The following is a 24,920-nucleotide window of genomic DNA, read 5'->3' as shown; positions in this document are numbered from 1 at the left end:
GCTCCCACAGGTGTTTTTTGTTTAGTTGAAGATCAGTTCGCGTTCACATCCCGCATCAACAACCCAAACTCCAGATCCACCGCATCCGGTATCGGCAAATACACCGTATGCCCATCCCCCGGTGCAACCTCGATCGCCTCACCCTTGGCGTTTTGCAACTGATGCAGATCGAAGTGGAAGTTGCCCTTGGGCGTCATCAGCTCCATGTGATCGCCCAGGCCGAAGCGGTTCTTCACCTTGACCTCGGCCAGTCGATCCCGGCGCTGGCCGGTCAACTCTCCGACAAACTGCTGGCGCTCCGACACCGAGCTGCCGTTCTGGTAGTTCTGGTATTCGTCATGCACATGCCGGCGCAGAAAACCTTCGGTGTAGCCGCGCTGGGCGAGGGACTCCAGGTCGGTCATCAGGCCGCGGTCGAAGGCCCGGCCCGCCACCGCGTCGTCGATGGCCCGGCGATACACCTGGGTGGTGCGCGCACAGTAAAAGTGCGATTTGGTCCGGCCCTCGATTTTCAGCGAGTGCACGCCCATGTGCGTCAGGCGTTCGACGTGCTGCACGGCGCGCAGGTCCTTGGCGTTCATGATGTAAGTGCCGTGTTCGTCTTCGAAGGCCGGCATCTGTTCGCCGGGACGGTTGGCTTCCTGCAACAGGAACACCTGGTCGGTGGGTGCGCCGATGCCCAGGGTCGGCTCGGGGTCGAATGACTGGACGATCTCGCCGAGCTGGTTTTCCATGGCCGGTTGCGCCGAATATTTCCAGCGACAGGCATTGGTGCAACTGCCCTGATTGGCATCGCGCCGGTTCATGTAGCCCGACAGCAGGCAGCGTCCGGAGTAGGCCATGCACAACGCGCCATGCACGAACACTTCCAGTTCCATGGCGGGAACCTGCTCGCGGATCTCGGCAATCTCTTCCAGCGACAACTCCCGCGACAGGATGATCCGGCTCAAGCCTTGCTGCTGCCAGAACTCGACGCTCGCCCAGTTCACCGTATTGGCCTGCACCGAAAGGTGCACCGGCATCTGCGGGTAGTGCCGGCGCACCAGCATGATCAGGCCGGGGTCGGACATGATCAGCGCATCCGGGGCCATGGCGATCACCGGTTCAAGGTCCTTGAGGAAGGTCTTGAGCTTGGCGTTGTGCGGCGCGATGTTCACCACCACGTAGAAGCGCTTGCCCTGAGCCTGGGCCTCGCGAATGCCGAGGACCAGGTTGGCGTGGTCGAATTCGTTGTTGCGCACCCGCAGGCTGTAGCGCGGCTGGCCGGCGTACACGGCATCGGCGCCGTAGGCGAAGGCGTAACGCATGTTTTTCAGGGTTCCGGCGGGGGCGAGCAGTTCTGGCGCGGTGAGGTTCATGGCGGTGTCGGTCGCAAAAGCCGCACAGGGTAAATGCCCTGTGCCAAGGGTTTATTGATCTGGATCTATGCCTGATCAACAAACCGATGGCACTCGCGCGAGCCGTAGCGGACTAAACATCAAGGCGAAAGTTTTTCGTCCTGACTGGCTGGCACGGATCGGACATGAACGAAACGACCCTGCAAGACAAAACGCTGACGGTTTTGCTGGTGCTGGTGAGTGCTGCCTTCATCTGGATCCTGCTGCCGTTTTACGGTGCGGTGTTCTGGGCGGTGATCCTCGGCATCGTCTTTGCGCCACTGCAGAGCCGACTGCAACTGAAGTTCGGCTGGCAACGCAACCTCACGTCGCTGTGCACATTGAGTATTTGCCTGGTCATCGCGATTCTGCCGGTGATCATCATCAGCGCCTTGCTGGTTCAGGAGGGCGCGGCACTCTACAAAAGCATCGAGAGTGGCGAACTCGACATCGCCGGGTACGTGTTGCAGTTCAAGCACAGCCTGCCGCCGTATTTCCAGTATCTGCTGGATCGCTTCGGCATGGGCGAGTTGAGTGGGCTGCGAGAGAAAATCGTCAAGAGCGCAATGACCGGAGGTCAGGTGCTGGCCTCTCAGGCGTTCAGTTTCGGCCAAGGCACGTTCGAGTTCATCGTCAGTATCTTCATCATGCTGTACTTGCTGTTCTTCTTCCTGCGCGACGGTGCGGAACTGGCGCGCAAGGTGCGTGCGGCGGTGCCGTTGCAGGAACAGCAGAAACGCCGTTTGCAGCTCAAGTTCAATCTTGTGGTGCGGGCCACCGTGAAAGGCAACCTGCTGGTGGCGATCACCCAAGGCGCGCTGGGCGGTTTGATTTTCTGGTTTCTGGACATCCACAGCGTGTTGCTCTGGGCGGTGTTGATGGCGTTTCTGTCGCTGCTGCCGGTGGTGGGAGCGGGAATAGTCTGGGTGCCGGTGGCGGTGTTTTTCCTGCTCACCGGGGCGATCTGGCAAGGCGTGGTGCTGGTATTGTTCGGGGTCTTCGTGATCGGGCTGGTGGACAATCTGCTCCGGCCATTGCTGGTAGGCAAGGACACCAGAATGCCGGACTACCTGATCCTGATCTCGACCCTCGGCGGCCTGGCGGTTTTCGGACTGAACGGCTTTGTCATCGGCCCGTTGATCGCGGCCCTGTTCATGTCGAGCTGGGCCATTTTCATTGAAACCAAACCGCGGGTGCAGCTGCCTTAGGCGTTGAGCCTGCCGGACTGGCCGGTGCCGATGCGTTGCGACAGTTCCCGGGCGGCGGGCAGCGAAGTGAGCGGGCCGCTGATCTGCACCCCGTCCTGCACCAGATACCAGCAGGCGAGCATGCCCAGCTCTCTGAGCGGTGCGGGGACGGCGCTGCCGATAACGGACATGATCTGAACCTTGGACATGACAAGTACCTCCATCAATCTGTGGAGTTACTTTAAGGTCCGGGTGCCTTGAGGGGTAATCAACGCTTTCGATAGTGGTCATTGATGCCAGAGGGGGCAAAAGACCGTTGGTCGGTCAGCTGACCACCTGGTCGAGCATATGAACCACTTCCTGCTCGTTGAGCAGGCCCTTGCGCACCAGACTTTGGGTCAGCAGCGAGAGAAACTTGGCGCTGCGATGACCTTCCAGGTGCTTGAGTTCGGTCAGTGCGTTGTACACCTTGCTGGAGGTGCACAGACCGACGATGCGGTGCGGGTTTTGCGTTGGCATGTGGTCGTCCTTGTTGTTATCAACCTGTTTTCGACGGACAGCACTTAGCTTGCGGAACTGTCATGACAAAAATATGACCGTTTTTTTTCCGCAGGGCAGAAATCGGGTCGAGTCCATCTTGCCCATTTCTGCCGCGGACACTGTCCCGATAGCGACCTTGGCGAGATTTATCCAGACCTGCACCGACAAACGGGCATAAAAAAGCCCCGCTGTTTCAGCGGGGCTGGATGAGTTCGTTACCAGCGGCCGTAGCGAGGGCCGTAGTAGCCCCGTGGCGGGCCGTAATAACCACGGGGTGGACCGTAGTAACCACGGGGTGGGCCGTAGTAAACCGGGGCCGAGCGGTAGTAGATCGGTTGTTGCACGTAGACCGGGGCCGGCTGGTAGTAAACCGGAGGCGGTGGTGCGTAATAAACCGGCGCGGGCTGGTAGTAGACCGGTTGCGGCGCAACATAAACCGGGCGGTTGGCGTTGATCAGAGCCGAGCCGACGATGGCAGTACCGACGATCGCTCCAAATACCGCCGCGTCATTACCACCACCGGCTTGCGCCTGTCCTGCGATAGCGAGGGCGCCGATCAGCAAGGCTACTGTGGGGACTTTACGGATCATGATAGTTCCTCGGTTCTTCAGCCCGGCGCTTGTGTCTGCAATAGACCCAAGGATTGTCGCGGGGATACTTCTAAGACAGCGTTTTTCTGAAAAACAGCACGGCCGCGAGGTAAATTTTGTGTAAGGTCTGTACCGACTTTCTTACCGACCCGTGTAAGCCCGCGTTAACACACTTACATGATCGATCAGAACCCGATGGAGGGCTAATCCCGTCCATCCGAAAAGTGCATTTGAAGGAGCTTGCCCATGCAGATGAACCCCAACAAAGACACCCAGCTATGCATGTCCCTTTCAGGACGCCCCGGGAACTTTGGCCTGCGTTTTCACAATCATCTGTATGAACAGCTGGGCCTGAACTTTTACTACAAGGCCTTTGCCAGCCAGGACCTGACGGGTGCCGTTGCCGGCATTCGCGCCCTGCGGATTCGTGGTTGTGGCGTGTCGATGCCGTTCAAGGAAGCCTGCATTGCCCTGGTGGATGAACTCGATGCATCGGCCGCCGCCATTCAATCGATCAACACCATCGTCAACACCGACGGACATCTCAAGGCCTACAACACCGATTACATCGCCGTTGCCCAGCTGCTGGAAAAACACCAGGTGCCCAAGGACTCGACCTTTGCCTTGCGCGGCAGTGGTGGCATGGCCAAGGCCGTGGCGAGTGCCTTGCGCGATGGCGGCTATGAAAACGGCCTGATCGTAGCCCGCAACGAGCGCGCCGGGCAGGCGCTGGCGCAGTCTTTGGGGTATGAGTGGCAGGCAGAGTTGGGGAGTCGTCGCCCGCAAATGCTGGTCAACGTCACCCCGATCGGCATGACGGGAGGACCGGAGGCCGATCAACTGGCCTTTGAACCGGACGTGATCGAAAAAACGGACACTGTCTTCGATGTGGTGGCGATTCCCTCGGAAACACCGCTGATCGTGCGTGCTCGTGCCGAAGGCAAGCGGGTCATCACCGGGCTGGAAGTGATCGCGATCCAGGCACTGGAGCAATTTGTGCTCTATACCGGCGTACGGCCGACAGACGAGCAATTCCAGAAGGCAGTGGCGTTTGCCCGCAGCTAGGAGGTGTCCATGCATCCGCCCATTCTCAATCTGAATTCAGTCGAACTTGAACCGCTGCCCGAAGCGTTTGCGCCGAGCGGGGAAACCGCCGGTCGCTATCAACAGCGCCTGGCCCGCGTCGGTCAGCAACTGGGGGCGCAAAAGCTGGGTTATCGCCTGTACGTGCTGGAGCCAGGCATGCGCGGCAGCCCGTTTCACAGTCATCGGGTCAATGAGGAAATGTTCTACGTCGTGGCCGGGGAAGGGCAAGTCCGCCTGGGAACCGAACGCTTTCCGATCCGTGCCGGTGATGTGATCGCCTGTCCACCGGGTGGGCCTGAAAAAGCGCATCAGATCATCAATACCAGCAACGGCGAGTTGCGGTACCTGGCCGTCAGCACCCAGCAATCACCAGAGATCTGTGAATACCCGGATTCCGGCAAATACGCCGTGATGGATGACTTCAAGGTGGATGCCGAGGGTAAGGCGTCAGGCTTTGTTGCCGTTGCCCGGCAGGCCGATGGGGTGGATTACTGGGACGGCGAGTAAGCGCAAACACCGCCAAACCCCTGTGGGAGCGGGCTTGCTCGCGAAGGCGATGGTCGACTCAGCATTGATGTGACTGACAGACCGCCATCGTCGGAACGCCGCCCGGAGCAAGCTCGCTCCCACAGGTTTTGTGTCGGTCACCAATGCCAAGCCAGTCCACGATCCACTGTGGGAGCGAGCTTGCTCGCGATAGCGTCGGCCCATCCGGCATTGATGTAACTGACAATCCGCCATCGCGAGCAGGCTCGCTCCCACATTGGGATCTCTGCTGCCTGATTATTCCAGCCGAGCCAGCCTTTCTTCCAGCGCCGCAATCCGTGCTTCCAGTTCTTCGATCCGTTCAACCGAAACCCCGTTGTTGCCACGCTCGGCCGGGTTGTTCCTTGCCGCCATGATCGCTTCGATATCCGCCGGGTCGCCAAGGGCGTGGGTGTATCGGTCTTCGCGCTGGCCGGCCTGACGCGGAATCAGCACCGCCAGACCCCGGGCAATCAGGCGTTCGAGTTGATGCACCACCTGTTCGGCATCTTCGAACTCATGCATGCGGCCGCTGCGGGTCAGCAGTTCATTGACGGTCTGCGGGCCGCGCAGAAACATCAGCCCGGTGAGGATCACCTGCGCCGGCACCAGTTCCAGGGCCTTGTCGACCTTGTGTTCCCAGCGGTCGGCGCGGCTGCCCATCACCAGTCTGGCGAAGCCGCGTCCTTCGAGCGCGCGCAGGCTCTGGCCGACCTGGCCCGGCGTCAGGTTCATCACCGGCTCGCGGCTGGTTTTCTGGTTGCAGGCAATCACCAGGGCATTGAGGGTCAGGGGATAGGTTTCCGGGCTGGTGGCCTGTTTCTCGATCAACGAACCCAGAATGCGGATTTCCGTACTGTTGAGCCGCGGCTCGTCGAACGTCGTCTCTTGCTCAGTGCTCATGGTTCTGCATCCTTAGCCGATTCATGTTTTTCACTTGCGTAAGCGCACTTTGACATCGCCCGTTCGGACTAGGCAAGGCTAACGATTCTGCCGCGTCCGGGCGGCGCCAAACTTCATGCTCAAAGGGGTGTTGCGCCACGCGCGCCCCGCCAAACGAGCAGAAGGCGCCGCGATGGAGTTTGCATTCAGCGACGAACAGGAAATGATCCGCGCATCGGCCGAGGGCTTCCTCGCCGATGTCTCGGATTCTGCCGCCGTGCGTGCGGCAATGGTCAGCGAACGGGGTTTCGACGAAACCCTGTGGCAGCGTCTGTGCCAGGAAATGTACTGGCCGGCCATTCATATCCCCGAAACCTATGGTGGCCTGGGCCTCGGCTTTGTCGAGCTGACGATCCTGCTGGAACAGATGGGCCGGCGCTTGCTGTGCTCGCCGTTTTTCGCCACCGCCTGCATGGCCACCCCAGCGCTGTTGCTGGCCGCCAATGAAGAACAGAAGCAGCGCTGGTTGCCGTCGATTGCCGACGGCAGCGTGACCGCAACGCTGGCGTTCAGCAGTGCCAACGGCTGGTCGGCCGACGATGTCCAGGCAACGGTGGTGGCCGAAGGCGACGGGTTCGTCCTCGACGGCAGCCTCAAGCATGTGCTCGACGGCCATGGCGCCGACCTGTTGATCATTGCCGCACGACAACCCGGGACCACTGGCGAGAAGGGCATCAGCCTGTTTGCCGTGAGCGCCGAGCGGGCCGGCATCGAACGGCAAATGCTGGCGACCATGGACCAGACCCGGCGCCAGGCGCGGATCCAGCTCAAGGGCCTGTACCTTGAAGCCGACTGCCTGCTGGGTGAATTCGGCAATGGCTGGCCCCACCTTGAGCGAGTCCTGCAACTGGCCTGCATCGGCCTGGCCGCCGAGCAGACCGGAGGCGCGCAGCAGGTGCTCGACCTCAGCGTGGCCTACATGCAGGAACGCCAGCAGTTCGGTCGCCCGATTGCCAGCTTCCAGGCCCTCAAACACCGTGCCGCCGACATGATGCTGCAAGTCGAATGCTCGCGTTCGGCCAGTTATTACGCCGCGTGCGTGGCCCAGGAAGTCCTCGACCCGCAGGGTGATCCGCAGGTCGCGGCCGAACTGCCGCTGGCGGCGGCGCTGGCCAAGGCGCAGTGCTCCGAAACCTACTTCTATTGCGCGTCCGAATCGATCCAGTTGCATGGCGGTGTCGGTTTCACCTGGGAATACGACCCGCACCTCTACTTCAAGCGCGCTCGCGCCAGCGAGAGTTTCCTCGGGCTACCGGCCTGGCATCGCGAGCGCATTGCTTCGGTGATTCTGGGAGAGCAGCCATGAAAATCAGTTTCAGCGAGCAGGATGAATGCTTCCGTCGGGAAGTCGCCGACTGGATGAGCGCCAACCTCTGCGGCGAGTTCGAAGCCTTGCGCTTTCGCGGCGGCCCGGGTGACGAGCACATGTTTCCCGAAGAGCGCAAAGCCTGGGAGCGCAAACTCGCCGAAGGCGGCTGGACTTGCGTCGGCTGGGCGCCGGAGCATGGCGGACGCGGCCTGTCGATCACCCAGCAGGTGATCTTCAACGAGGAGTACGCCCGCGCCGGTGGTCCCGGCCGCATGGGGCACATCGGCGAAGGCCTGGCCGGGCCGACCATCGCCGCGTTCGGCACGGTCGAACAGCAACAACGGTTTTTGCCGGGGATCGTCAGCGGTACATCGTTCTGGTGTCAGGGCTACTCAGAGCCGGGCGCCGGTTCTGACCTGGCCAACGTCAAGACCCGCGCAACGCTGGATGAGGCGTCCGGTCAATGGCTGATCAACGGGCAAAAAGTCTGGACGTCCCTGGCCCATGAGTCGGACTGGTGTTTTGTCATCGCCCGCACCGAGCCGGGCAGCATCGGCCATCGCGGTCTGTCGTTCTTGCTGGTGCCGATGGCCCAGGCAGAAATCACCGTACGACCGATCGAGCAACTGACCGGCACCTCGGAATTCAACGAAGTGTTCTTCGACGATGCCCGCACCGACGCCACTAACATCATTGGCGCGCCGGGCGAAGGCTGGAAGATTGCCATGGCGCTGCTGGGTTTCGAGCGAGGTGTCTCGACCCTCGGCCAGCAGATGCAGTTCCAGAACGAACTCAACGAAATCATCGCCATCGCCAAGTCCAATGGCGCCGACCGCGACCCGATCCTGCGTCAGCGCCTTGCCGAAGCCTGGAGCGGGTTGCGGATCATGCGCTACAACTCGCTGCGCATGCTCTCGGGTAGCCAGGACGGTTCGCTGCGCAAGGAGGCGACCATCTACAAGCTGTTCTGGTCGACCTGGCATGCCAGCCTCGGCAAGTTGGCGATGGACGTCCTCGGCGCCGAGGCGGAATTGCTCGAAGCCGCGCCTTACCAACTGACCCGTTTGCAGTCGCTGTACCTGTTCAGCCGCGCCGATACCCTCTACGGCGGCAGCAACGAAATCCAGCGCAACATCATCGCCGAGCGTGCCTTGGGTATGCCCAAAGAGCCGCGTCCGCGCGCCTGAAAGGAGAGAGTTCATGTCTGTACCTCAATATGTTGAAGGTCGCGGCCTGCTGCGCGGCAAGTCGGTACTGATCACCGCCGCCGCAGGCGCCGGGATCGGTTTTTCCGCCGCCGTGCGCGCTGCCGAAGAAGGCTGCCGCGCGCTGATGATCAGCGATATCCATGAAGGCCGGTTGGCCGAAGCGGTGCTGAAGATTCGTGAAACCACCGGGCTGCAACAAGTGTTCGGCCAGGTCTGCAACGTCGCCGACGAAGCCCAGGTGCAGCAGCTGATCGCCTGCGCCGAGCGTGACCTGCAAGGCGTCGATGTGCTGATCAACAACGCCGGGCTTGGCGGCTCGCGCTTGCTGGTGGATATGGCCGACGAAGAGTGGAATCGGGTCATCGACGTGACGCTCACCGGCACCATGCGCATGACCCGCGCCATGCTGCCGAAAATGATGGAGCGGCGTGCCGGGGTGATCGTCAACAACGCCTCGGTGCTGGGTTGGCGCGCGCAGAAAGAACAGGCGCACTACGCCGCCGCCAAGGCTGGCGTGATGGCGCTGACCCGCTGCGCAGCGGTCGAGGCCGCCGACTACGGCATCCGCATCAACGCAGTCAGCCCGAGCATTGCCCTGCACGATTTCCTGCGCAAATCCGCGCCCCAAGCGGTGCTCGATCAACTGGCCGCCAACGAAGCGTTCGGCCGTGCTGCCGAAGTCTGGGAAGTGGCCAACGTGATGATGTTCCTGGCCAGCGACTACAGCTCTTACATGACCGGCGAAGTGTTGTCGGTGTCCAGCCAGAGGGCGTGACCATGCCACGTATTTTCGACACGCCGATGGCCTTGTTCGACGCCGTGGGCGAATCACTCGGCGCCAGTGACTGGCTGCTGCTGGATCAGGACCGAATCAATCTGTTTGCCGACGCCACCGGTGATCACCAGTGGATTCACGTCGATCCGGTCAAGGCCGCCAGCGGCCCGTTTGGTACCTGCATTGCCCATGGCTACCTGAGCCTGTCGCTGGTCAATCTGTTCCTGCCGCAGATCGTCGAGGTCCGTGGCCTGGCCATGGGCGTCAATTACGGCTGTGAGCGGGTGCGCTTCCCCTCGGTGGTGCGCGTCGGCTCGCGGGTGCGTGGCAGTGCGCAACTGATCGCGGTCGAGGAAGTGAAAGGCGGCGTACAGGCGACCATCCGCGTCAGCGTCGAAATCGACGGCGAGGAGCGCCCCGGCTGCGTGGTCGACACCATCAGTCGTTACTACCCGGCCTGACCTTCAACAGCATTTTCGAGGAATCCAGCATGAAAGAAGCCGTCATCGTTTCGACCGCCCGCACTCCAATCGGCAAAGCCTTTCGCGGTGCGTTCAATGACACCGAAGCGCCGCAACTGGGCGGCCAAGTGGTGCGCGAAGCTGTGCGCCGTGCCGGCATCGAGCCGGGTGAAGTGGACGACGTGATCATCGGCGCCGCGGCGCAGCAGGGCACGCAGTCCTATAACCTGGGCCGCCTGTGCGCGATTGCCGGCGGCTTGCCGGCATCGGTTGCCGGGATGGCCGTCGAGCGCCAGTGCTCGTCGGGCCTGATGAGTATCGCCATGGCCGCCAAGGGCATCATGTGCGACGAAATCGACATCGCCGTGGCCGGTGGCCTGGAGTCGATTTCCCTGGTGCAGAACAAGCACAAGAACCTGTATCGCAATCAGTCGGGTTCGGTGATCGAACTGGACCCGCACGCTTACATCCCGATGATCGAAACCGCCGAGATCGTCTCCGCGCGCTACGGCATCTCCCGCGACGAGCAGGACGAATACAGCTACCAGAGCCAGCTGCGCACTGCACAGGCCCAGAGCGCCGGGCGCTTCGACCGCGAGCTCGCGCCGCTGGCCAGCCGCAAGGCACTGTTCGACAAGGCTACCGGCGAAACCCGTTATGAAACCGTCACCTTGCTGCGCGACGAGTGCAACCGCATCGACACCACCCTCCAGAGCCTGAAGGCGCTTGAGCCGGTGTGGCCGGGCGGTCAGTGGAGCGACAAGGGTCGTTTCATCACCGCCGGCAACGCCTCGCAGCTGTCCGACGGTGCGTCGGCCTCGGTGCTGATGAGCGCGAAAATGGCCGAGAAGCGTGGCCTGGAACCGCTGGGGATCTATCGCGGCATGGCCGTCGCCGGCTGCAATTCCGACGAGATGGGCATCGGCCCGGTGTACGCCATCCCCAAACTGCTCAAGCGCCACGGCCTGACCATGGACCACATCGGCCTCTGGGAGTTGAACGAAGCGTTCGCCTGTCAGGTGCTGTACTGCCGCGACACCCTGGGCATTCCGGCCGAGCGGTTGAACGTCAACGGCGGGGCGATCTCCATCGGCCATCCGTTCGGCATGTCCGGGGCGCGGATGGTTGGCCACGCATTGGTCGAAGGTCAGCGCCGCGGTTTGCGTTATGTGGTGGTGAGCATGTGCATCGGTGGCGGCATGGGCGCTGCTGCTCTGTTCGAGGTGGTCTGAATGATCAGCGCAGAACATATCCAGACGACCATGGCGCGTTATGTGGAGCTGGTGGATGCCAGCGACATCGACGGTATCCTCGCGCTCTACGCCAATGACGCCACCGTTGAAGACCCGGTCGGCCACGCGCCGTTGCAGGGCATCGACGCCATCGCGCGTTTTTACCGTGAGGGACTGGGGGCGATGAAGGTCTCGGCGACCCGGACCGGCCCGGTGCGCGCGACGCTCAACGGTTGCGGCGCGATGCCGTTCCGGGTCGACATGGAGTGGGGCGGGCAACCGTGCTCGCTGCATGTGATCGACGTGATGGAGTTCGATGCCGACGGCAAGATCCGTTCGATGAAAGCCTACTGGAGTGAAGTTAACGTAACCCCGCGAGGTGCAGCATGAACCTGGAGCAGCGGATCGCCCGCCTGGAAGCGCTGGAGGATATCCGCCAGCTCAAGCATCGCTACCTCAACGCCTGTGATCTCAAGCAGGTCGAGGTGATTGCCGACTGCTTTGCCGAAGGTGAGGTGCTGATCGATTACGGGCCGTTGGGGGTCTTTCGTGAGCGCGACAGTTTTGTTGCGCTGTACCGCGAACTGGCTTGCCATGAGCGGGTGATCGACCTGCATCACGGCGCCAACCCGGAAATCGAGGTGCTGAGCGAGAGTGAAGCCCAGGGCCGTTGGGCTCTGTGGTATTTCAACCTGGATGGCGAGAGCGGGGCGACGCGGCAGTTGGGTGGGTTCTATCAGGACCGTTACCAGCGTATCGCCGGCCAATGGAAGATCGTCGCCACCCGTTTTACCGCTCACTCGGAAGTGGCGCGTTCCTGAAGGCTGCTCACTCAAGAGCTGACCCAACCCCATCCCCCTGTGGGAGCGAGCCTGCTCGCGATGGCGGCATGACAGGCAACATCAATGTTGAATGTGCCGGCCTCATCGCGAGCAAGCTCGCTCCCACAGTTTTTTTGTGGTGAACCTGGCATTAGCGTACAACCCGATCCCCCCCTTGTGGGAGCAAGCTTGCTCGCGATGGCGTCATGTCAGGCAACATCAATGTTGGATGTGCCGGCCTCTTCGCAGGCAAGCCAGCTCCCACAGTTTTTGTGGTGACCCCGGCATTTGCAAACACCCCCAATCCCCTGTGGGAGCGGGCTTGCTCGCGAAGGCGGCGTGTCAGGCAACATCGATGTTGGATATGCTGACAGCCATATCCGGATTCTGTGTCCGGCCGGTTTCGTAGTAGGCCTTGAGGTTCTCGGCAATCTGCCGCACGACTTTGTTGAAGGCTTTTCCCAACAATAATTCCATCAGCCTGCCACCGCGCAGGCTGTAATTCATTTGCAGGGTAATGCGGGTCGCGTTGCCTTCAGCTTGCAAGGCATAACTGAAACTCGCCTCGCGAAACGGAAAGGGCGAGTCATTGCCGCCCTTGTGCAACCGCAGCACGAATCCCGTGCCTTCCCGCCACTGCACCACGCTTTCATCCAGATACTGACCGCCCTTGCGCAACACCCGGCGACTGGCGCCGAGGCCTTCCGTTGCGCCTGGATGAAACTGGCAACCGGTCAGGCCCGGCACATAGTGCGGGGCAAGGTTCAGGTCGCGCAGTTTGGCCCAGGCGGCTTGTGGTGGGAGATCGAGCAAAACACTGTGGCTAGCGATTGCGGACATTTCGGAGCTCCTCTTATGAATGGGATTGGGCCGCGTCGAGAAACGCCGGGCGTTCACCCGCGCCATGCACCGCGATGTCCGCGCCACTGACGTAACGGGCCAATGTCGAGGCCAGGTACAGACAGGTGTCGCCAATGTCTTGTGGGGTTGCCATACGTTGCATAGGAATGGTCGCCGCCACCCGGGCAATGCCCGCGTCGTCACCATAATGCTTGGCCGCCTGCTCGGTGAGAATCAGCCCGGCGGTCACGGCGTTGACCCGCACCTTCGGCGCCCATTCCACCGCCAGCGAAGTGGTCAGGTTCAGCAGACCGGCCTTGGCCGCGCCATATGCGGCGGTGCCCGGGGAAGGGCGGGTTGCGCTGACGCTGCAGATGTTGATGATCGCGCCGCCGTCGGCCTGGGCCTGCATCACTTGGTTGGCCTGCTGGCACAGGTTCAGCGGTGCTATCAGGTTCAGGCGGATGATCGCTTCGCTGAAACGCGGCGAAGCCGTGGCCGCGTCGGCATTCGGTGAGCCGCCAGCGTTGTTGACCAGCACATCGAGGCGACCGAAACGCTCGACGATTTGTGCGATTAAACGCCCGGACTGCTCGACGTCCCGCAGGTCGCAGGGCAGGAACAGCGCCTCGCGCCCGTCGCTGGCGGGCAAGGTTGGCGGGGCTTCGCGACCGCAGATCACCACCTCGGCGCCGCAGTCGAGGAAGCGCTGGCTGATGCCGCGACCCACACCTTTGCCACCGCCGGTGACCAGTACCACTTTGCCGCGAAAGTCCATCGGATCAAGCATGGGAATTCTCTTTTTTGTCGCTCGGGAATGCTATCGATGCTAGGTCGACCGTCTTTGCAGGCCAACGTCCAATGAGACTAGAGACTGTAGGAGCGAGCGAGCTCGCGAAGAACGTCTGGACAACGCGTTCAATCAGGCTGGGCGCGTTTTCGTTGACGTCCATCGCGAGCAAGCTCGCTCCTACAGGGGCGTAGTCCTGTCGGACGATGTTGGCGACCCGGCCCCTCGGAATAATCCCGCTACAACAACAGGCCGGGAGGACACCTTATGGGCGCTTCAGCGCAAGGGCACTTCGTTACGCTGCCGGATGGTTTGCAGCTGCACTACAAAGACACCGGCAACGGCGAGCCGGTGATTTTCATCCATGGCAGCGGGCCGGGCGCCAGCGGTCACAGCAACTTCAAGCAGAACTACCCGGTGTTCGCCGAAGCCGGTTACCGGGTGATCGTCCCGGATTTGCCGGGTTACGGCGCTTCGCACAAACCCGACACCCTCTACACCCTGGACTTCTTTGTCGCAGCCCTGAGCGGTTTGCTTGATGCACTCGACATCCAGCGTTGCGTGCTGGTCGGCAACTCCCTGGGCGGCGCGATCGCGATCAAACTGGCCCTCGACCAACCGCAGCGTGTCAGCCGTCTGGTGCTGATGGCGCCCGGTGGCCTGATGGAAAAGGAACAGTATTACCTGCAGATGGAAGGCATCCAGAAAATGGGCGCGGCCTTCGCCAAGGGTGAACTGAATGACGCCGCCGGGATGCGTCGCCTATTGGCGTTGCAACTGTTCGACGAAAGCCTGATCAGCGACGAGACGGTCAACGAGCGGGTGACGGTGGTGCAACAGCAACCCGTGTGCGTGCTGTCGACCATGCAGGTGCCGAACTTGACGTCGCGCCTGGGCGAATTGCAGTGCCCGATCCTCGGCTTCTGGGGCATGAACGACAAGTTCTGCCCGTCCTCCGGTGCCCAGACCATGCTTGAACACTGCAGCAAAATCCGTTTCGTGATGCTCAGCGAGTGCGGGCATTGGGTCCAGGTCGAGCACCGTGACTTTTTCAACCGCCAGTGCCTGGCATTTTTTCAGGAGGCCCGCGGATGAGCGTGCAACTGCGCCGTGAGTTCGGCGAAGAGCTTTATCAGGCGCTGCTCAGCGGCTCCACCCTGGCGCCGCTGACCGAGCGTTGGCCGTCGATCAGCATCGAAGACGCCTATCACATTTCCCTGTACGCCATTGAGCGTCGGGTGGCGGCCGGTGACCAGATTGTCGGCAAGAAAATCGGCGTGACCTCGGCGGCGGTGCAGCAGATGCTCAACGTGCATCAGCCGGATTTCGGTTTCATCACGCGGCAGATGTCGTTCGATGACGATGCGCAAATTTCCCTGTCCGCCAACAAACTGATCCAGCCCCGTGCCGAGGGCGAGATTGCCTTCAAGCTCAAGCATGACCTGGTCGGCCCCGGCATCACCGAAGCCGACGTGCTGGCCGCCACCGAATACGTGATGCCGTGCTTCGAGATCGTCGACTCACGGATTCACGACTGGCGCATCCGCATCCAGGACACGGTCGCTGACAACGCTTCTTGCGGAGTGTTTGTGTTGGGCGACAGCAAGGTCGACCCCCGCGAGCTGGACCTGCCCAACTTGCGCATGCGCGTGTTCAAGAACGGTGAGCCCCTGAGCGAAGGCCTGGGTTCGGCGGTGCAGGGCAACCCGCTGACCGCCGTGGCCTGGCTGGCCAACACCCTGGGCGCTTTCGGCATTCCGTTCAAGGCCGGGGAAATCATCCTGTCCGGCTCGCTGGTGCCACTGGAACCGGCCCGTGCCGGCGACCTTTTTTCGCTGACTATTGATGGCCTGGGCAGTGCCCGGGTGTCTTTCTGCGCCTGACTTTTGGAGTTTGACCCAATGAGCAAAAAACTCAGAGCGGCCATTATCGGCCCGGGCAACATCGGCACCGATCTGCTGATGAAAATGTGCCGATCGCAATGGATCGAGCCAGTGTGGATGGTCGGCGTCGACCCTGAATCCGAAGGCCTGAAACGTGCCCGGGAAATGGGCATCAAAACCACCGCCGGTGGTGTCGACGGCTTGCTGCCCCACGTGCTCGACGATGACATTCGCATCGCCTTCGATGCCACCTCGGCTTACGTGCACGCGGAAAACAGCCGCAAGCTCAACGAACTGGGGGTGATCATGATCGACCTCACGCCTGCGGCCATCGGCCCGTTCTGCGTGCCGCCGGTCAACCTCAAGGAACACGCCTTGAGCCTGGCGATGAACGTCAACATGGTCACCTGCGGTGGCCAGGCGACCATCCCGATGGTGGCGGCGGTGTCGCGGGTGCAACCGGTGAGCTACGGCGAAATCGTCGCGACGGTTTCTTCCGGTTCGGTCGGCCCGGGCACGCGGCAGAACATCGACGAGTTCACCCGCACCACCGCCGGTGCGGTGGAGAAGATCGGCGGCGCCCGACGCGGCAAGGCGATCATTGTGATCAACCCGGCCGAGCCGCCGTTGATGATGCGCGACACCATCCACTGCCTGACCGATGACGAGCCGAACCAGGACGCGATCCGCACCTCGGTGCTGGAGATGGTCCGCGAAGTTCAGCGCTATGTGCCGGGCTACAAGTTGATCAACGGGCCGGTGTTCGACGGGCGCAAGGTGTCGATTTTCATCGAGGTCGAAGGCCTCGGCGATTTCCTGCCCAAGTCCGCCGGCAACCTCGACATCATGACCGCCGCCGGTTTGCGCACCGCCGAGATGTTCGCCGAAGAAGCCCACAAGGGCACCCTGCAACTGCCCGTCCGTTGAGTGGAGAATCCCGATGAATTTGCAAGGTAAGAGTGTCCGTCTGCACGACATGAGTCTGCGCGACGGCATGCACGCCAAACAGCACCAGATCAGTATTGAACAAATGGTCTCGGTGGCCACCGGCCTCGATGCCGCGGGTGTGCCGCTGATCGAAATCACCCACGGCGATGGCCTGGGCGGTGCGTCGCTGAACTACGGCTTCCCGGCCCACAGTGACGAGGAATACTTCGCCGCAGTGATCCCGCAGATGAAACAGGCCAAGGTTTCGGCGCTGCTGCTGCCGGGGATCGGCACCCTCGACCACCTGAAGATGGCCCACGAACACGGCGTGTCGACCATTCGCGTGGCGACCCACTGCACCGAGGCAGACGTGTCCGGCCAGCACATCGGCATGTCGGCGAAGATGGGCCTGGACACCGTCGGCTTCCTGATGATGGCGCACATGGTCAGCCCGGAGAAATTGCTGGAGCAGGCGCGGCTGATGGAAAGCTACGGCGCCAATTGCATCTACTGCACCGACTCGGCCGGCTACATGCTGCCCGATGAAGTGACGCAAAAGATCGGGGCCCTGCGTGCCGGACTGAACGCCGGGACCGAAGTCGGTTTCCACGGCCACCACAACATGGGCATGGCCATCGCCAACTCCCTGGCCGCCATCGAGGCCGGTGCTGCGCGGATCGACGGTTCGGTCGCGGGCCTTGGCGCGGGGGCGGGCAACACGCCGCTGGAAGTGTTCGTCGCGGTGCTGGAGCGGATGGGTGTCAGTAGTGGTGTCGACCTGTACAAGATCATGGACGTGGCCGAAGACCTGGTGGTGCCGATGATGGACCAGCCAATCCGCCTCGACCGCGATGCGCTGACGTTGGGTTATGCCGGGGTCTATAGCTCGTTCCTGTTGTTCGCCAAGCGGGCTGAGCAGAAGTACGGGATTGCTGCTCGTGAGCTGTTGGTAGAGCTGGGCCGGCGTGGCACGGTGGGAGGGCAGGAAGACATGATTGAAGACCTGGCGTTGACCCTGTCGCGGGCCAGGGGTGTACTGCCGACCTGATTATTGCGGCAACGAAAAAACCACCGATCCGGTGGTTTTTTTATGGCCGGTGGAAACCGCGCTCAAGGCAGCAGATTGCGCACCACGGGCGGGTAACAGTTGATGGCCGCGCTCGAACAGCTGAAGTAGGCCGTGGTCGGCCGGTAGGCTTCATTCTTGAACAATTCACACAGGCTGGCGGTGCTGCCGGCACAGACGATGATGAACAGGGCGCAGGTGGCTTTTCGCATGGCGAGCCTCGATACGGATTTTTGTTGTTGTAGCGATACGGTATGACGGCGGGCGGAGCGTGACTTCGTCCGAATGGACTAGGTGATGGCTAGAAAGCGCTGCAGGCCCCTGTGGGAGTGGGCTTGCTCGCGAAGGCGGTGGGTCAGGCGACATGGATGCTGGATGGGCCGGCCTCTTCGCGAGCAAGCCCGCTCCCACAAGGTTATTGGGCGTTCCCGGGATTTGTGTCTGGCCTTGATCCCCTGTGGGAGCGAGCTTGCTCGCGATGGCGGTGTGTCAGGCGATGTGGATGCTGGATGGGCCGGCCTCTTCGCGAGCAAGCCCGCTCCCACAAGGTTATTGGGCGTTCCCGGGATTTGTGTCTGGCCTTGATCCCCTGTGGGAGCGGGCTTGCTCGCGAAGGCGGTGTGTCAGGCGATGTGGATGTTGGATGGGCCGGCCTCTTCGCGAGCAAGCCCGCTCCCACAAGGTGATTGGGCGTTCCCGGGATTTGTGTCTGGCCTTGATCCCCTGTGGGAGCGGGCTTGCTCGCGAAGGCGGTGTGTCAGGCGATGTCGATGTTGGATGGGCCGGCCTCTTCGCGGGCAAGCCCGCTCCCACAAGGTGATTGGGCGTTCCCGGGATTTGTGTCTGGCCTTGATCCCCTGTGGGAGCGGGCTTGCTCGCGAAGGCGGTGTGTCAGGCGATATGGATGTTGGATGTACCGGTCTCATCGCGAGCAAGCCCGCTCCCACAAGGTTATTGGGCGTTTCCGGGATTTGTGTCTGGCGGTGATCCGCTGTGGGAGCGGGCTTGCTCGCGAAGGCGGTGGGTCAGGCGATGTCGATGTTGGATGGGCCGGCCTCTTCACGGGCAAGCCCGCTCCCACAAGGTTATTGGGCGTTCCCGGGATTTGTGTCTGGCGGTGATCCCCTGTGGGAGCGGGCTTGCTCGCGAAGGCGGTATGTCAGGCGATATGGATGTTGGATGGGCCGGCCTCTTCGCGAGCAAGCCCGCTCCCACAAGGTGATTTGGCGTTTCCGGGATTTGTGTCTGGCGGTGATCCCCTGTGGGAGCGGGCTTGCTCGCGAAGGCGGTGTGTCAGGCGACATGGATGCTGGATGTACCGGCCTCATCGCGAGCAAGCTCGCTCCCACAGTTTTTTTGTGTTGTGTCAAACACGGCGGGCGAGGGCGCCTATTGCCATGAACAGCGCCGCAATGGCCCGGGCTTCATGGAGGTCGCCGCGGGCCACCAGTTCGGGGATTTGTGCCAGTGGGATGCGCAGACACTCCAGCGGTTCGGGTTCGTCGCCTTGCAGTTGGCAGGGGCTCAGTTGTTCGGCCAGTACCACCCGGTAGCGATGGCACAAATGCCCTGGTGCCAGCGTCAGCTCGCCCAGTTCGGTGAGGCGTGCTGCGCGCATTCCGACTTCTTCGCTCAGCTCGCGCTGCGCCGCCTGCAAATAGTCTTCGTCGGGCTCGGCACCGCCCTTGGGCAGGCCGAGAATGGTTTTCTCCACTCCGACCGCGTATTCGCGCACCAGCAGCACATGCGCAGGATCGGGCATCGCCACCAGCATCACCGAGCGATAACCGGTGCCGCGCAGGCGTTCGTAGACCCGCTGCTGGCCGTTGCTGAATTGCAGGTGCAGGGCTTCGATCTGAAAGTGGCCGCTTTGCGCCAGCAGTTCAGTCTTGAGGATGGTTGGGCAGTTGCGCATGGGGTAGTCCCCTGTTTGGGATAAAGACACTGTGCGCTGTGCAACGGGGGCCGCCATCGTCCGAGCGGACGAGGGCGACAATGAGGGTTAGCCGAGTGTCGCGACGCTGCGCAGGATCAGGCGCACCAGCATGGTCTGGCGGGTCACGCCGGTCTTGGAGAAGGTCGAGCGCAGGTGTGCCCGCGAGGTGTTGCGGCTGATGCCCAGCTCCTCCGACGCTTCGTCGAGGGTCAAGCCGTTGGCCAATAACATGGCAAGCTGGGTTTCCGCCGGGGTGAAGTCGAACAGTGCGCGAACGATTTCCTGCGGTGCGGTGGACTGTTGTTCCGGGTCGCTGATGAAAATCACCACGGTGGGGCACTGCTTGCCTTCGCTCCAGTCGGTCAATGGCACCGAGCGCACGATGATCCCCAGGTCCGCTTTGCCGGACGGCCGCTGCACGCGCAGGGCTTCGACCACCGACGGGTTGCTGCTCTTTTGCGACAGCAGCGACTGCTTGACCAGTCGGCGGAACTCCTGGGTGTCCCGGGCCGTACCGACCTGCAGGCCATCGTTGACCAGTTTGATGCCGTCCTTTTCCAGGATCAGCCGGTCGGCGACCTGGTTGGTCTGCAGCACCTTGCCGGACTCGTCGAGGATAATCGTGCCGACCGCCATCTGGTTCACCGCGCCGGCGTACAGGTTGCGCTCGGCTTCAATGCGGTTGAGTTGCATGTGGATCTTGATCGAACGTTCCAGGTGCGGGATGAAATGCGTGAGCATGGCCTTTTCTTCATTGCCGAAAGGCTTGTCTTCACGTCCGCGGCTGATGCGAATGCGGCACTGGGCACCGTCGACGGTGTTGATGTCGGCACCGAGGATGTGGAACACGTCCACCGGTTCAAGGAAGTTCTTGTAGAACTCGGAGTTCTGCCAGTCGTCGTTGGAGACGAACTCGGCGAGGGTTACGACCTGGCGGTTGGGCAGGTCGACAAACGGGTCGAGGCTGAAAAAGTGTGTGTTGTACGACGCGGTCGCCTCGGTCGAGGTGCCGGTGGTGTTGACCATCAGGCCGTCCACGTGGGCGCTGGGCGGACGCAGGATGAAGGTCACGTACTTGCTGTTCAGATGCACGTTGAGCTGATTGAGAAAGGTGGCCCAGGGAATGGTTTCCAGCGGACCCTGATAGAGGTTGCCGATCAAATCACTGAACGTATCGAGGCTGAGGCTCTGCTGCATGGGGAAAAACCGTTTTTATTATTAGCATTGGCGGTGGCCGAGAATAAGCGCCGGTATCGACTCCTTGCAACGCTTGGGCTCAGGGCCTGACAGGCGGCTGCCGGTCAGGCCCGAGGCGGGCGAAAAGCTGCTGGCGTCAGACCCGTTCGCTGGCGCGCACGACAAACTTCTTGTTTTCGGCAACGTCGGCCGACAGCGCTTCCACATCGGTGTAGAACTGCTCGTACCAACGACGCAACTGGTAGACCGGACCGTCGCCGTCACACAGCAGCGGGTTGTCGACGCGGGTCTTGCTGTGCCAGATGGCCACGTCTTCGTAGAAGGCTGCCTGCGCCTGCGCCACGTAGGCCTTGGCCATTGCCTGGTTCTGCTCTTCGCTGAGCCCCGGGATCTTTTTCACCAGTACGCCGTAGCGCAGGGTGAAGCTGTCCAGGTCGATCGGCACATGGCAGTTGAGCAGGATCGAGTGGATCGGCTGGCCGTTCATGGCGCCGTTCATTTCGGTGATCTGATAGGCCGGGCCGAAATAGGTGGCCTCGGTGGTCAACACGCTTTCGCCGGACAGGCGCTCGCTGCGGGCGCGCATGATCTGGGTGGCCAGGTGGCCTTGGAAAATGTTGATGAACTCTTCGACCGGCGCGCCGTGCACGGTGCCGAAGTGCGCCATGTCGGCGATGTTGTCAATCAGTTCGCGGCAGTTGGTGCCAATCTGCAATTCGGCAACTTCCCACGCCGCCCATTCGTCGCTGTAGCAGGCGTCGATGCGCGGAATGCGTTGTTCCGGCAGCGGCGGGTTGCCTTCGGGGTCATTCCAGACGAACAGCAGTTGGTTCTCTTCCATGATCGGCCAGCTTTTGATCTTGGCCCGTGGCGGAATGCGCTTGGCATAAGGGATGTCATCGCACACGCCATCGGCACCCCAGCGCCAGGCGTGGAACGGGCAGCGGATCGAGTTGCCTTCAACGCAACCGGTGCTCAGGTCGGCACCCATGTGCGGGCAGTAGCCATCAAGAATATGCAGTTCGCCGTCTTCACCCTGGAACGCCACCAGGCGGGTGCCGAACACCTCCAGGCGATGGGCCTTGCCGTCGCGGTATTGCGCGGCCAGGCCCAGGCAATGCCAGCCACGGGCGTAACGGTCTTCCAGCAGTTTGGCTTCGATGCGGTGCAGGGTACTCATCTTATTATTCTCCCAAGGGATCACGGGTTTGGCGCATGTAACGGATTCTGCCGCCCCTGTAAAAGCGGGCATCGTCTGAATGGACGATGGCTGCTTTTGGTTGGCCCGCTCTACTGGCGACATTGGACCCATGGCAGGAGTAGGCGATGAGTAATGAACAAGGGCCGGTAGCGGTGATTACCGGGGCCGCCAGTGGTATTGGCCGAGGCCTGGCCGAACACGCGGCGAAACTGGGCATGCGCCTGGTGCTGGCGGATCGGGATGCAACGGGCCTGCAAGCCCTGTGCGACGAATTGAAAGCCCGCGGTGTGCAAGCGATTGCCTGCGTCACCGATGTCGGTGATGTGAAGCAGGTCGAGCGCTTGCGTGACCAGGCAGTCGAACACTTTGGCGGGGTCGACCTGCTGTTCAACAACGCCGGGGTGATGCAAACCGGCTTCAGCTGGGAAATCACCGAGGCGCAATGGCAGCGCATACTGAACGTCAACCTCAACGGCGTGATCAACGGCATTCGCAGCTTTGTGCCGCTGCTGCTCAGTCAGGGCCGGGTAGCCCATGTGATCAACACGGCGTCCCTTGCCGGACTGGTCAGCAGTCCATTGATGGCACCGTACAACGTGACCAAGCAGGCCGTGGTCGCGCTCTCGGAAACCCTGCATTACGAACTCGCCATGCTGGGTGCACCGGTGTCGGTTTCGGTGCTGTGCCCGGGGCCGGTGGCCAGTGAAATCATGGCGTCGAACCAGGAAGTGGGCACCGCCGGATCCGACTTCAGTCAACTGCTCGACAGCACCGTTCGCCAGGGCATGACCCCGGCGGAGCTGGCCGCGCAAGTGTTCGCCGCCGTCGAGCAAAAGCGTTTCTGGATCCTGCCCCACAAGAGTTTCAAACCGGCCCTTGAGCGCCGTCTGCAAAGCATCCTGGAAGAAACCAATCCGCAGTTTCAAATGACTGACGTAGAGGACGATGTCCATGCCGCTCGATAAGCAGATCGCTGGAGTACTCCAGCAGTTTCGCGACATCCCGGAACCCGATTTCAGTCAGGTCGATGCCGCACAGTACCGGCAGTTCTCCGACAACCTGCTGCCGGCCATCCCCGGCGATCCGATGAGCGAGGTGCGGAACTTGCGGGTGGCCGGCGCGGACGGTGATCTGGACGCACGGCTGTACCGGCCATCGGAAGAACCCTACCTGCCGTTACTGGTGTTTTTCCATGGCGGCGGATTTGTCATGGGCAATCTCGATACCCACGACAATCTCTGCCGCTCGCTGGCCCGCCAGACCGAAGCGGTGGTGGTGTCGGTCGCCTACCGGCTGGCGCCGGAAAGCAAGTTCCCGGCGGCACCGCTCGATTGTTACGCGGCCACCTGCTGGTTGGTTGAGCACGCGGCTGAACTGCGCGTCGATGGCAGCCGGCTGGCTGTGGCCGGGGACAGTGCCGGGGGCAATCTGGCGCTGGCTGTCAGTCAGTTGGCGGCACGACGCCAGGGGCCGAAGATCAGTTATCAGTGCCTGTTCTATCCCGTTACCGACGCAGGTTGCGACAGTCAGTCCTTCGAAGACTTTGCCGAGAGTTATCTGCTTTCCGCCGGGATGATGCGCTGGTTCTGGCAGCAATATCTGCAAGACGTCGGGCAGGCGGATGATCCTTTGGCCTCGCCACTGCGTGCCGAGAGCCTGGCGGGATTGCCGCCAACGACCCTGATTACCGCCGAATTCGACCCGTTGCGTGATGAAGGCGAGGAAATGGCCGAGTGCCTGCGCGAGGCCGGAGTGCCTGTGCGCGTCCAGCGTTGTGACGGCATGATCCACGGCTTTATCAGCATGGCGCCCTTTGTCGAAGGGGCGGCACATGCCTTGTCCGATGCGGCGGCCGACCTGCGCAGGGCACTCCAGTGAACGGCCTGGCTTTCAACACGGTGCCGCAACTGATCGAGGCCATCGGTGCCGGCCGGATGGTGGTGATCACCGACGACGAACACAACGGCGAAGGCTCGTTGCTGATGGCCGCCGAACAGGCCGGAGCCGAGGCCGTCACCTTCATGGCGGTGCAGGCGCGCGGGCTGATTTGCCTGGCCCTGACCGAGCAGCGCTGCCGCGCGCTGGGCCTGGACCTGATGGTGCCTAACTCCCGGGCGCAACATGGCGTGGGTTTTACCCGCTCGATCGAAGCCGCCACCGGGGTGTCCACGGGTATCTCGGCGGCAGACCGGGCGCGGTCGATCCAGGTGGCAGTCGACCCGGCCAGCGTTCCGGCAGACCTGGTGCAGCCGGGGCACATTTTCCCGGTGCAGGCGTTGCCCGGTGGCGTGATGCAGCGGGCCGGTCATGTCGAGGCCGCTTGCGACCTGACGCGACTGGCGGGGCTGCAACCGGCGGCAACGCTGGTGGGCATTCTCAACGAGGACGGCGAACTGGCCCGTGGTGCCGAGTTGCATGACTTCGCCCAACGTCATGGCTTGCGGATCGGCACCATTGCCGACCTGATTCACTATCGCATCCTGCATGAAGGCACGATCGAGCGGGGCGGCGAATATCCGTTGCATACCCGCCACGGCGAGTTCCAGGTGACCACCTATCAGGACACCTACCAGGGCTCGTTGCACATGGCGTTGGTCAAGGGCCGGATCGACAGCACGCAACCGGTGCTGGTGCGAGTGCAAAGCATCGAGACGTTGCGTGACGTGCTGGGGTGTGAACGCGAAGGCGGGCCGCAACAGTGGACCCTGGAGCGTTCGCTGGCCAGTATCGCGGCGGCCGGTAGCGGTGTGCTGGTACTTCTGGCGCAAAAGGAAACCGCCGAGGGCGTGCTCGAACAACTGCGTCAGCGCAACGCAGGCAAGCACCTGACGTCACAGTTTCCGCAACGGACCCTGGGCATCGGCGCGCAGATCCTGCGCGACCAGAACGTACGCAAATTGCGCCTGATGAGCTCGCCAGTGCCGTACAAGGCCGTGTCCGGGTTTGATCTGGAAGTGACGGAGTTCGTGCCGTTCCAGCCCGTAGTCTGAAGCCAACACAAAACCTGTGGGAGCGAGCTTGCTCGCGA

At 62.0% G+C, this 24,920-nt stretch carries 28 protein-coding genes; 17 read left to right on the top strand and 11 right to left on the bottom strand.

Annotated features, from left to right (window positions below; genetic code table 11):
• Positions 1–32: 32 nt before the first annotated feature.
• Positions 33–1,358 carry a tRNA 5-hydroxyuridine modification protein YegQ gene (yegQ, locus tag KGB28_RS31120; protein ID WP_223449267.1) on the bottom strand — a complete coding sequence of 442 codons (1,326 nt, stop codon included), beginning with the start codon at positions 1,356–1,358 and terminating at the stop codon, positions 33–35.
• Between the two features lie 164 nt (positions 1,359–1,522).
• On the opposite strand from yegQ, the gene KGB28_RS31115 reads away from it, so the two are divergent.
• On the top strand, positions 1,523–2,584 hold the full coding sequence (locus tag KGB28_RS31115) for an AI-2E family transporter (RefSeq protein WP_223449265.1): 1,062 nt from the start codon (positions 1,523–1,525) through the stop codon (positions 2,582–2,584).
• Here the strand turns inward: KGB28_RS31115 and KGB28_RS31110 are convergent.
• The 3 genes from KGB28_RS31110 to KGB28_RS31100 all read right to left on the bottom strand — a co-directional run bounded on the left by KGB28_RS31110 (position 2,581) and on the right by KGB28_RS31100 (position 3,693).
• A complete protein-coding gene (locus tag KGB28_RS31110; protein ID WP_223449263.1) occupies positions 2,581–2,772 on the bottom strand; it encodes a hypothetical protein in 192 nt (63 codons plus the stop codon). The genes KGB28_RS31115 and KGB28_RS31110 overlap by 4 nt on opposite strands.
• A 115-nt stretch (positions 2,773–2,887) precedes the next feature.
• Positions 2,888–3,082, bottom strand: coding sequence for a hypothetical protein (locus KGB28_RS31105; protein ID WP_008052996.1), 195 nt, complete (start codon positions 3,080–3,082; stop codon positions 2,888–2,890).
• 236 nt (positions 3,083–3,318) lie between these two features.
• The gene (locus tag KGB28_RS31100) at positions 3,319–3,693 is read right to left on the bottom strand and encodes a hypothetical protein (RefSeq protein WP_223449261.1); all 375 of its coding nucleotides are present in this window, start codon (positions 3,691–3,693) and stop codon (positions 3,319–3,321) included.
• A 246-nt stretch (positions 3,694–3,939) separates the two neighbouring features.
• Between KGB28_RS31100 and KGB28_RS31095 the strand changes: the two genes are divergently transcribed.
• Positions 3,940–4,758: a shikimate 5-dehydrogenase gene (locus KGB28_RS31095; RefSeq protein WP_223449259.1), complete on the top strand. Its 819-nt coding sequence runs from the start codon at positions 3,940–3,942 to the stop codon at positions 4,756–4,758.
• A gap of 9 nt (positions 4,759–4,767) precedes the next feature.
• Positions 4,768–5,286, top strand: coding sequence for a cupin domain-containing protein (locus tag KGB28_RS31090; protein WP_223449257.1), 519 nt, complete (start codon positions 4,768–4,770; stop codon positions 5,284–5,286).
• A gap of 276 nt (positions 5,287–5,562) precedes the next feature.
• Here the strand turns inward: KGB28_RS31090 and KGB28_RS31085 are convergent, their stop codons facing one another.
• Positions 5,563–6,207 carry a YceH family protein gene (locus KGB28_RS31085; protein ID WP_223449255.1) on the bottom strand — a complete coding sequence of 215 codons (645 nt, stop codon included), beginning with the start codon at positions 6,205–6,207 and terminating at the stop codon, positions 5,563–5,565.
• Between the two features lie 172 nt (positions 6,208–6,379).
• On the opposite strand from KGB28_RS31085, the gene KGB28_RS31080 reads away from it, so the two are divergent.
• Genes KGB28_RS31080 through KGB28_RS31050 form a run of 7 tightly spaced genes read left to right on the top strand, consistent with a single transcriptional unit; the run spans position 6,380 to position 12,052 of the window.
• On the top strand, positions 6,380–7,552 hold the full coding sequence (locus KGB28_RS31080) for an acyl-CoA dehydrogenase family protein (protein WP_223449253.1): 1,173 nt from the start codon (positions 6,380–6,382) through the stop codon (positions 7,550–7,552).
• Positions 7,549–8,742 (top strand): acyl-CoA dehydrogenase family protein, encoded by a 1,194-nt coding sequence (locus KGB28_RS31075; RefSeq protein WP_223449251.1) that lies wholly within the window; start codon positions 7,549–7,551, stop codon positions 8,740–8,742. Before KGB28_RS31080 ends, KGB28_RS31075 begins: the two co-directional genes overlap by 4 nt.
• Positions 8,743–8,755: 13 nt before the next feature.
• Positions 8,756–9,538: an SDR family oxidoreductase gene (locus KGB28_RS31070; protein WP_046042769.1), complete on the top strand. Its 783-nt coding sequence runs from the start codon at positions 8,756–8,758 to the stop codon at positions 9,536–9,538.
• A gap of 2 nt (positions 9,539–9,540) precedes the next feature.
• Positions 9,541–9,999: a MaoC family dehydratase gene (locus tag KGB28_RS31065; protein WP_223449249.1), complete on the top strand. Its 459-nt coding sequence runs from the start codon at positions 9,541–9,543 to the stop codon at positions 9,997–9,999.
• A gap of 29 nt (positions 10,000–10,028) precedes the next feature.
• A complete protein-coding gene (locus KGB28_RS31060) occupies positions 10,029–11,231 on the top strand; it encodes an acetyl-CoA C-acyltransferase (RefSeq protein WP_223449247.1) in 1,203 nt (400 codons plus the stop codon).
• On the top strand, positions 11,232–11,621 hold the full coding sequence (locus tag KGB28_RS31055; RefSeq protein WP_223449244.1) for a steroid Delta-isomerase: 390 nt from the start codon (positions 11,232–11,234) through the stop codon (positions 11,619–11,621). It abuts the gene before it with no gap.
• Complete coding sequence (locus KGB28_RS31050) at positions 11,618–12,052, top strand: nuclear transport factor 2 family protein (RefSeq protein WP_223449242.1); 435 nt, start codon at positions 11,618–11,620, stop codon at positions 12,050–12,052. The genes KGB28_RS31055 and KGB28_RS31050 overlap by 4 nt, the downstream gene beginning before the upstream one ends.
• A gap of 342 nt (positions 12,053–12,394) precedes the next feature.
• Here the strand turns inward: KGB28_RS31050 and KGB28_RS31045 are convergent, their stop codons facing one another.
• Both KGB28_RS31045 and KGB28_RS31040 read right to left on the bottom strand, forming a co-directional pair.
• Positions 12,395–12,892 carry an SRPBCC family protein gene (locus tag KGB28_RS31045; RefSeq protein WP_223449240.1) on the bottom strand — a complete coding sequence of 166 codons (498 nt, stop codon included), beginning with the start codon at positions 12,890–12,892 and terminating at the stop codon, positions 12,395–12,397.
• Positions 12,893–12,905: 13 nt separating this feature from the next.
• The gene (locus KGB28_RS31040; protein WP_223449238.1) at positions 12,906–13,682 is read right to left on the bottom strand and encodes an SDR family oxidoreductase; all 777 of its coding nucleotides are present in this window, start codon (positions 13,680–13,682) and stop codon (positions 12,906–12,908) included.
• A gap of 267 nt (positions 13,683–13,949) precedes the next feature.
• On the opposite strand from KGB28_RS31040, the gene KGB28_RS31035 reads away from it, so the two are divergent.
• Genes KGB28_RS31035 through dmpG form a run of 4 tightly spaced genes read left to right on the top strand, consistent with a single transcriptional unit; the run spans position 13,950 to position 17,540 of the window.
• Complete coding sequence (locus KGB28_RS31035; RefSeq protein WP_223449236.1) at positions 13,950–14,777, top strand: alpha/beta fold hydrolase; 828 nt, start codon at positions 13,950–13,952, stop codon at positions 14,775–14,777.
• The gene (locus KGB28_RS31030) at positions 14,774–15,565 is read left to right on the top strand and encodes a fumarylacetoacetate hydrolase family protein (protein ID WP_223449234.1); all 792 of its coding nucleotides are present in this window, start codon (positions 14,774–14,776) and stop codon (positions 15,563–15,565) included. Before KGB28_RS31035 ends, KGB28_RS31030 begins: the two co-directional genes overlap by 4 nt.
• 18 nt (positions 15,566–15,583) lie before the next feature.
• Complete coding sequence (locus KGB28_RS31025) at positions 15,584–16,492, top strand: acetaldehyde dehydrogenase (acetylating) (protein WP_223449232.1); 909 nt, start codon at positions 15,584–15,586, stop codon at positions 16,490–16,492.
• Between the two features lie 13 nt (positions 16,493–16,505).
• Positions 16,506–17,540 (top strand): 4-hydroxy-2-oxovalerate aldolase, encoded by a 1,035-nt coding sequence (dmpG, locus tag KGB28_RS31020; protein WP_223449230.1) that lies wholly within the window; start codon positions 16,506–16,508, stop codon positions 17,538–17,540.
• Positions 17,541–17,602: 62 nt separating this feature from the next.
• On the opposite strand, the gene KGB28_RS31015 is transcribed toward dmpG, so the two are convergent.
• The 4 genes from KGB28_RS31015 to KGB28_RS31000 all read right to left on the bottom strand — a co-directional run bounded on the left by KGB28_RS31015 (position 17,603) and on the right by KGB28_RS31000 (position 21,871).
• Entirely contained in the window at positions 17,603–17,770 is a 168-nt protein-coding gene (locus KGB28_RS31015) for a hypothetical protein (RefSeq protein ID WP_223449228.1), read from the bottom strand.
• A gap of 1,154 nt (positions 17,771–18,924) precedes the next feature.
• Positions 18,925–19,473 carry an ADP compounds hydrolase NudE gene (gene nudE, locus KGB28_RS31010; protein ID WP_223449226.1) on the bottom strand — a complete coding sequence of 183 codons (549 nt, stop codon included), beginning with the start codon at positions 19,471–19,473 and terminating at the stop codon, positions 18,925–18,927.
• 87 nt (positions 19,474–19,560) lie between these two features.
• Positions 19,561–20,691, bottom strand: a complete 1,131-nt coding sequence (locus KGB28_RS31005) for a helix-turn-helix transcriptional regulator (RefSeq protein WP_223449224.1) — start codon at positions 20,689–20,691, stop codon at positions 19,561–19,563.
• A gap of 136 nt (positions 20,692–20,827) precedes the next feature.
• A complete protein-coding gene (locus tag KGB28_RS31000) occupies positions 20,828–21,871 on the bottom strand; it encodes a Rieske 2Fe-2S domain-containing protein (protein WP_223449222.1) in 1,044 nt (347 codons plus the stop codon).
• A 146-nt stretch (positions 21,872–22,017) separates the two neighbouring features.
• Here KGB28_RS31000 and KGB28_RS30995 point away from each other — a divergent pair, with 146 nt between their 5' ends.
• From KGB28_RS30995 to KGB28_RS30985, 3 genes are read left to right on the top strand one after another with little or no spacing between them, the layout of a single operon-like run.
• Positions 22,018–22,857 (top strand): SDR family NAD(P)-dependent oxidoreductase, encoded by an 840-nt coding sequence (locus KGB28_RS30995; RefSeq protein ID WP_223449220.1) that lies wholly within the window; start codon positions 22,018–22,020, stop codon positions 22,855–22,857.
• Complete coding sequence (locus KGB28_RS30990) at positions 22,844–23,770, top strand: alpha/beta hydrolase (RefSeq protein WP_223449217.1); 927 nt, start codon at positions 22,844–22,846, stop codon at positions 23,768–23,770. The genes KGB28_RS30995 and KGB28_RS30990 overlap by 14 nt, the downstream gene beginning before the upstream one ends.
• Positions 23,767–24,882, top strand: a complete 1,116-nt coding sequence (locus KGB28_RS30985; protein WP_223449214.1) for a 3,4-dihydroxy-2-butanone-4-phosphate synthase — start codon at positions 23,767–23,769, stop codon at positions 24,880–24,882. The genes KGB28_RS30990 and KGB28_RS30985 overlap by 4 nt, the downstream gene beginning before the upstream one ends.
• Positions 24,883–24,920 lie beyond the last annotated feature (38 nt).

Source organism: Pseudomonas sp. BF-R-19, assembly GCF_019956445.1.
GTDB lineage: Bacteria > Pseudomonadota > Gammaproteobacteria > Pseudomonadales > Pseudomonadaceae > Aquipseudomonas > Aquipseudomonas fluorescens_BH.
The sequence above is the reverse complement of the archived record's forward strand: the minus strand, read 5'-3'. Positions and strand labels throughout refer to the sequence as shown.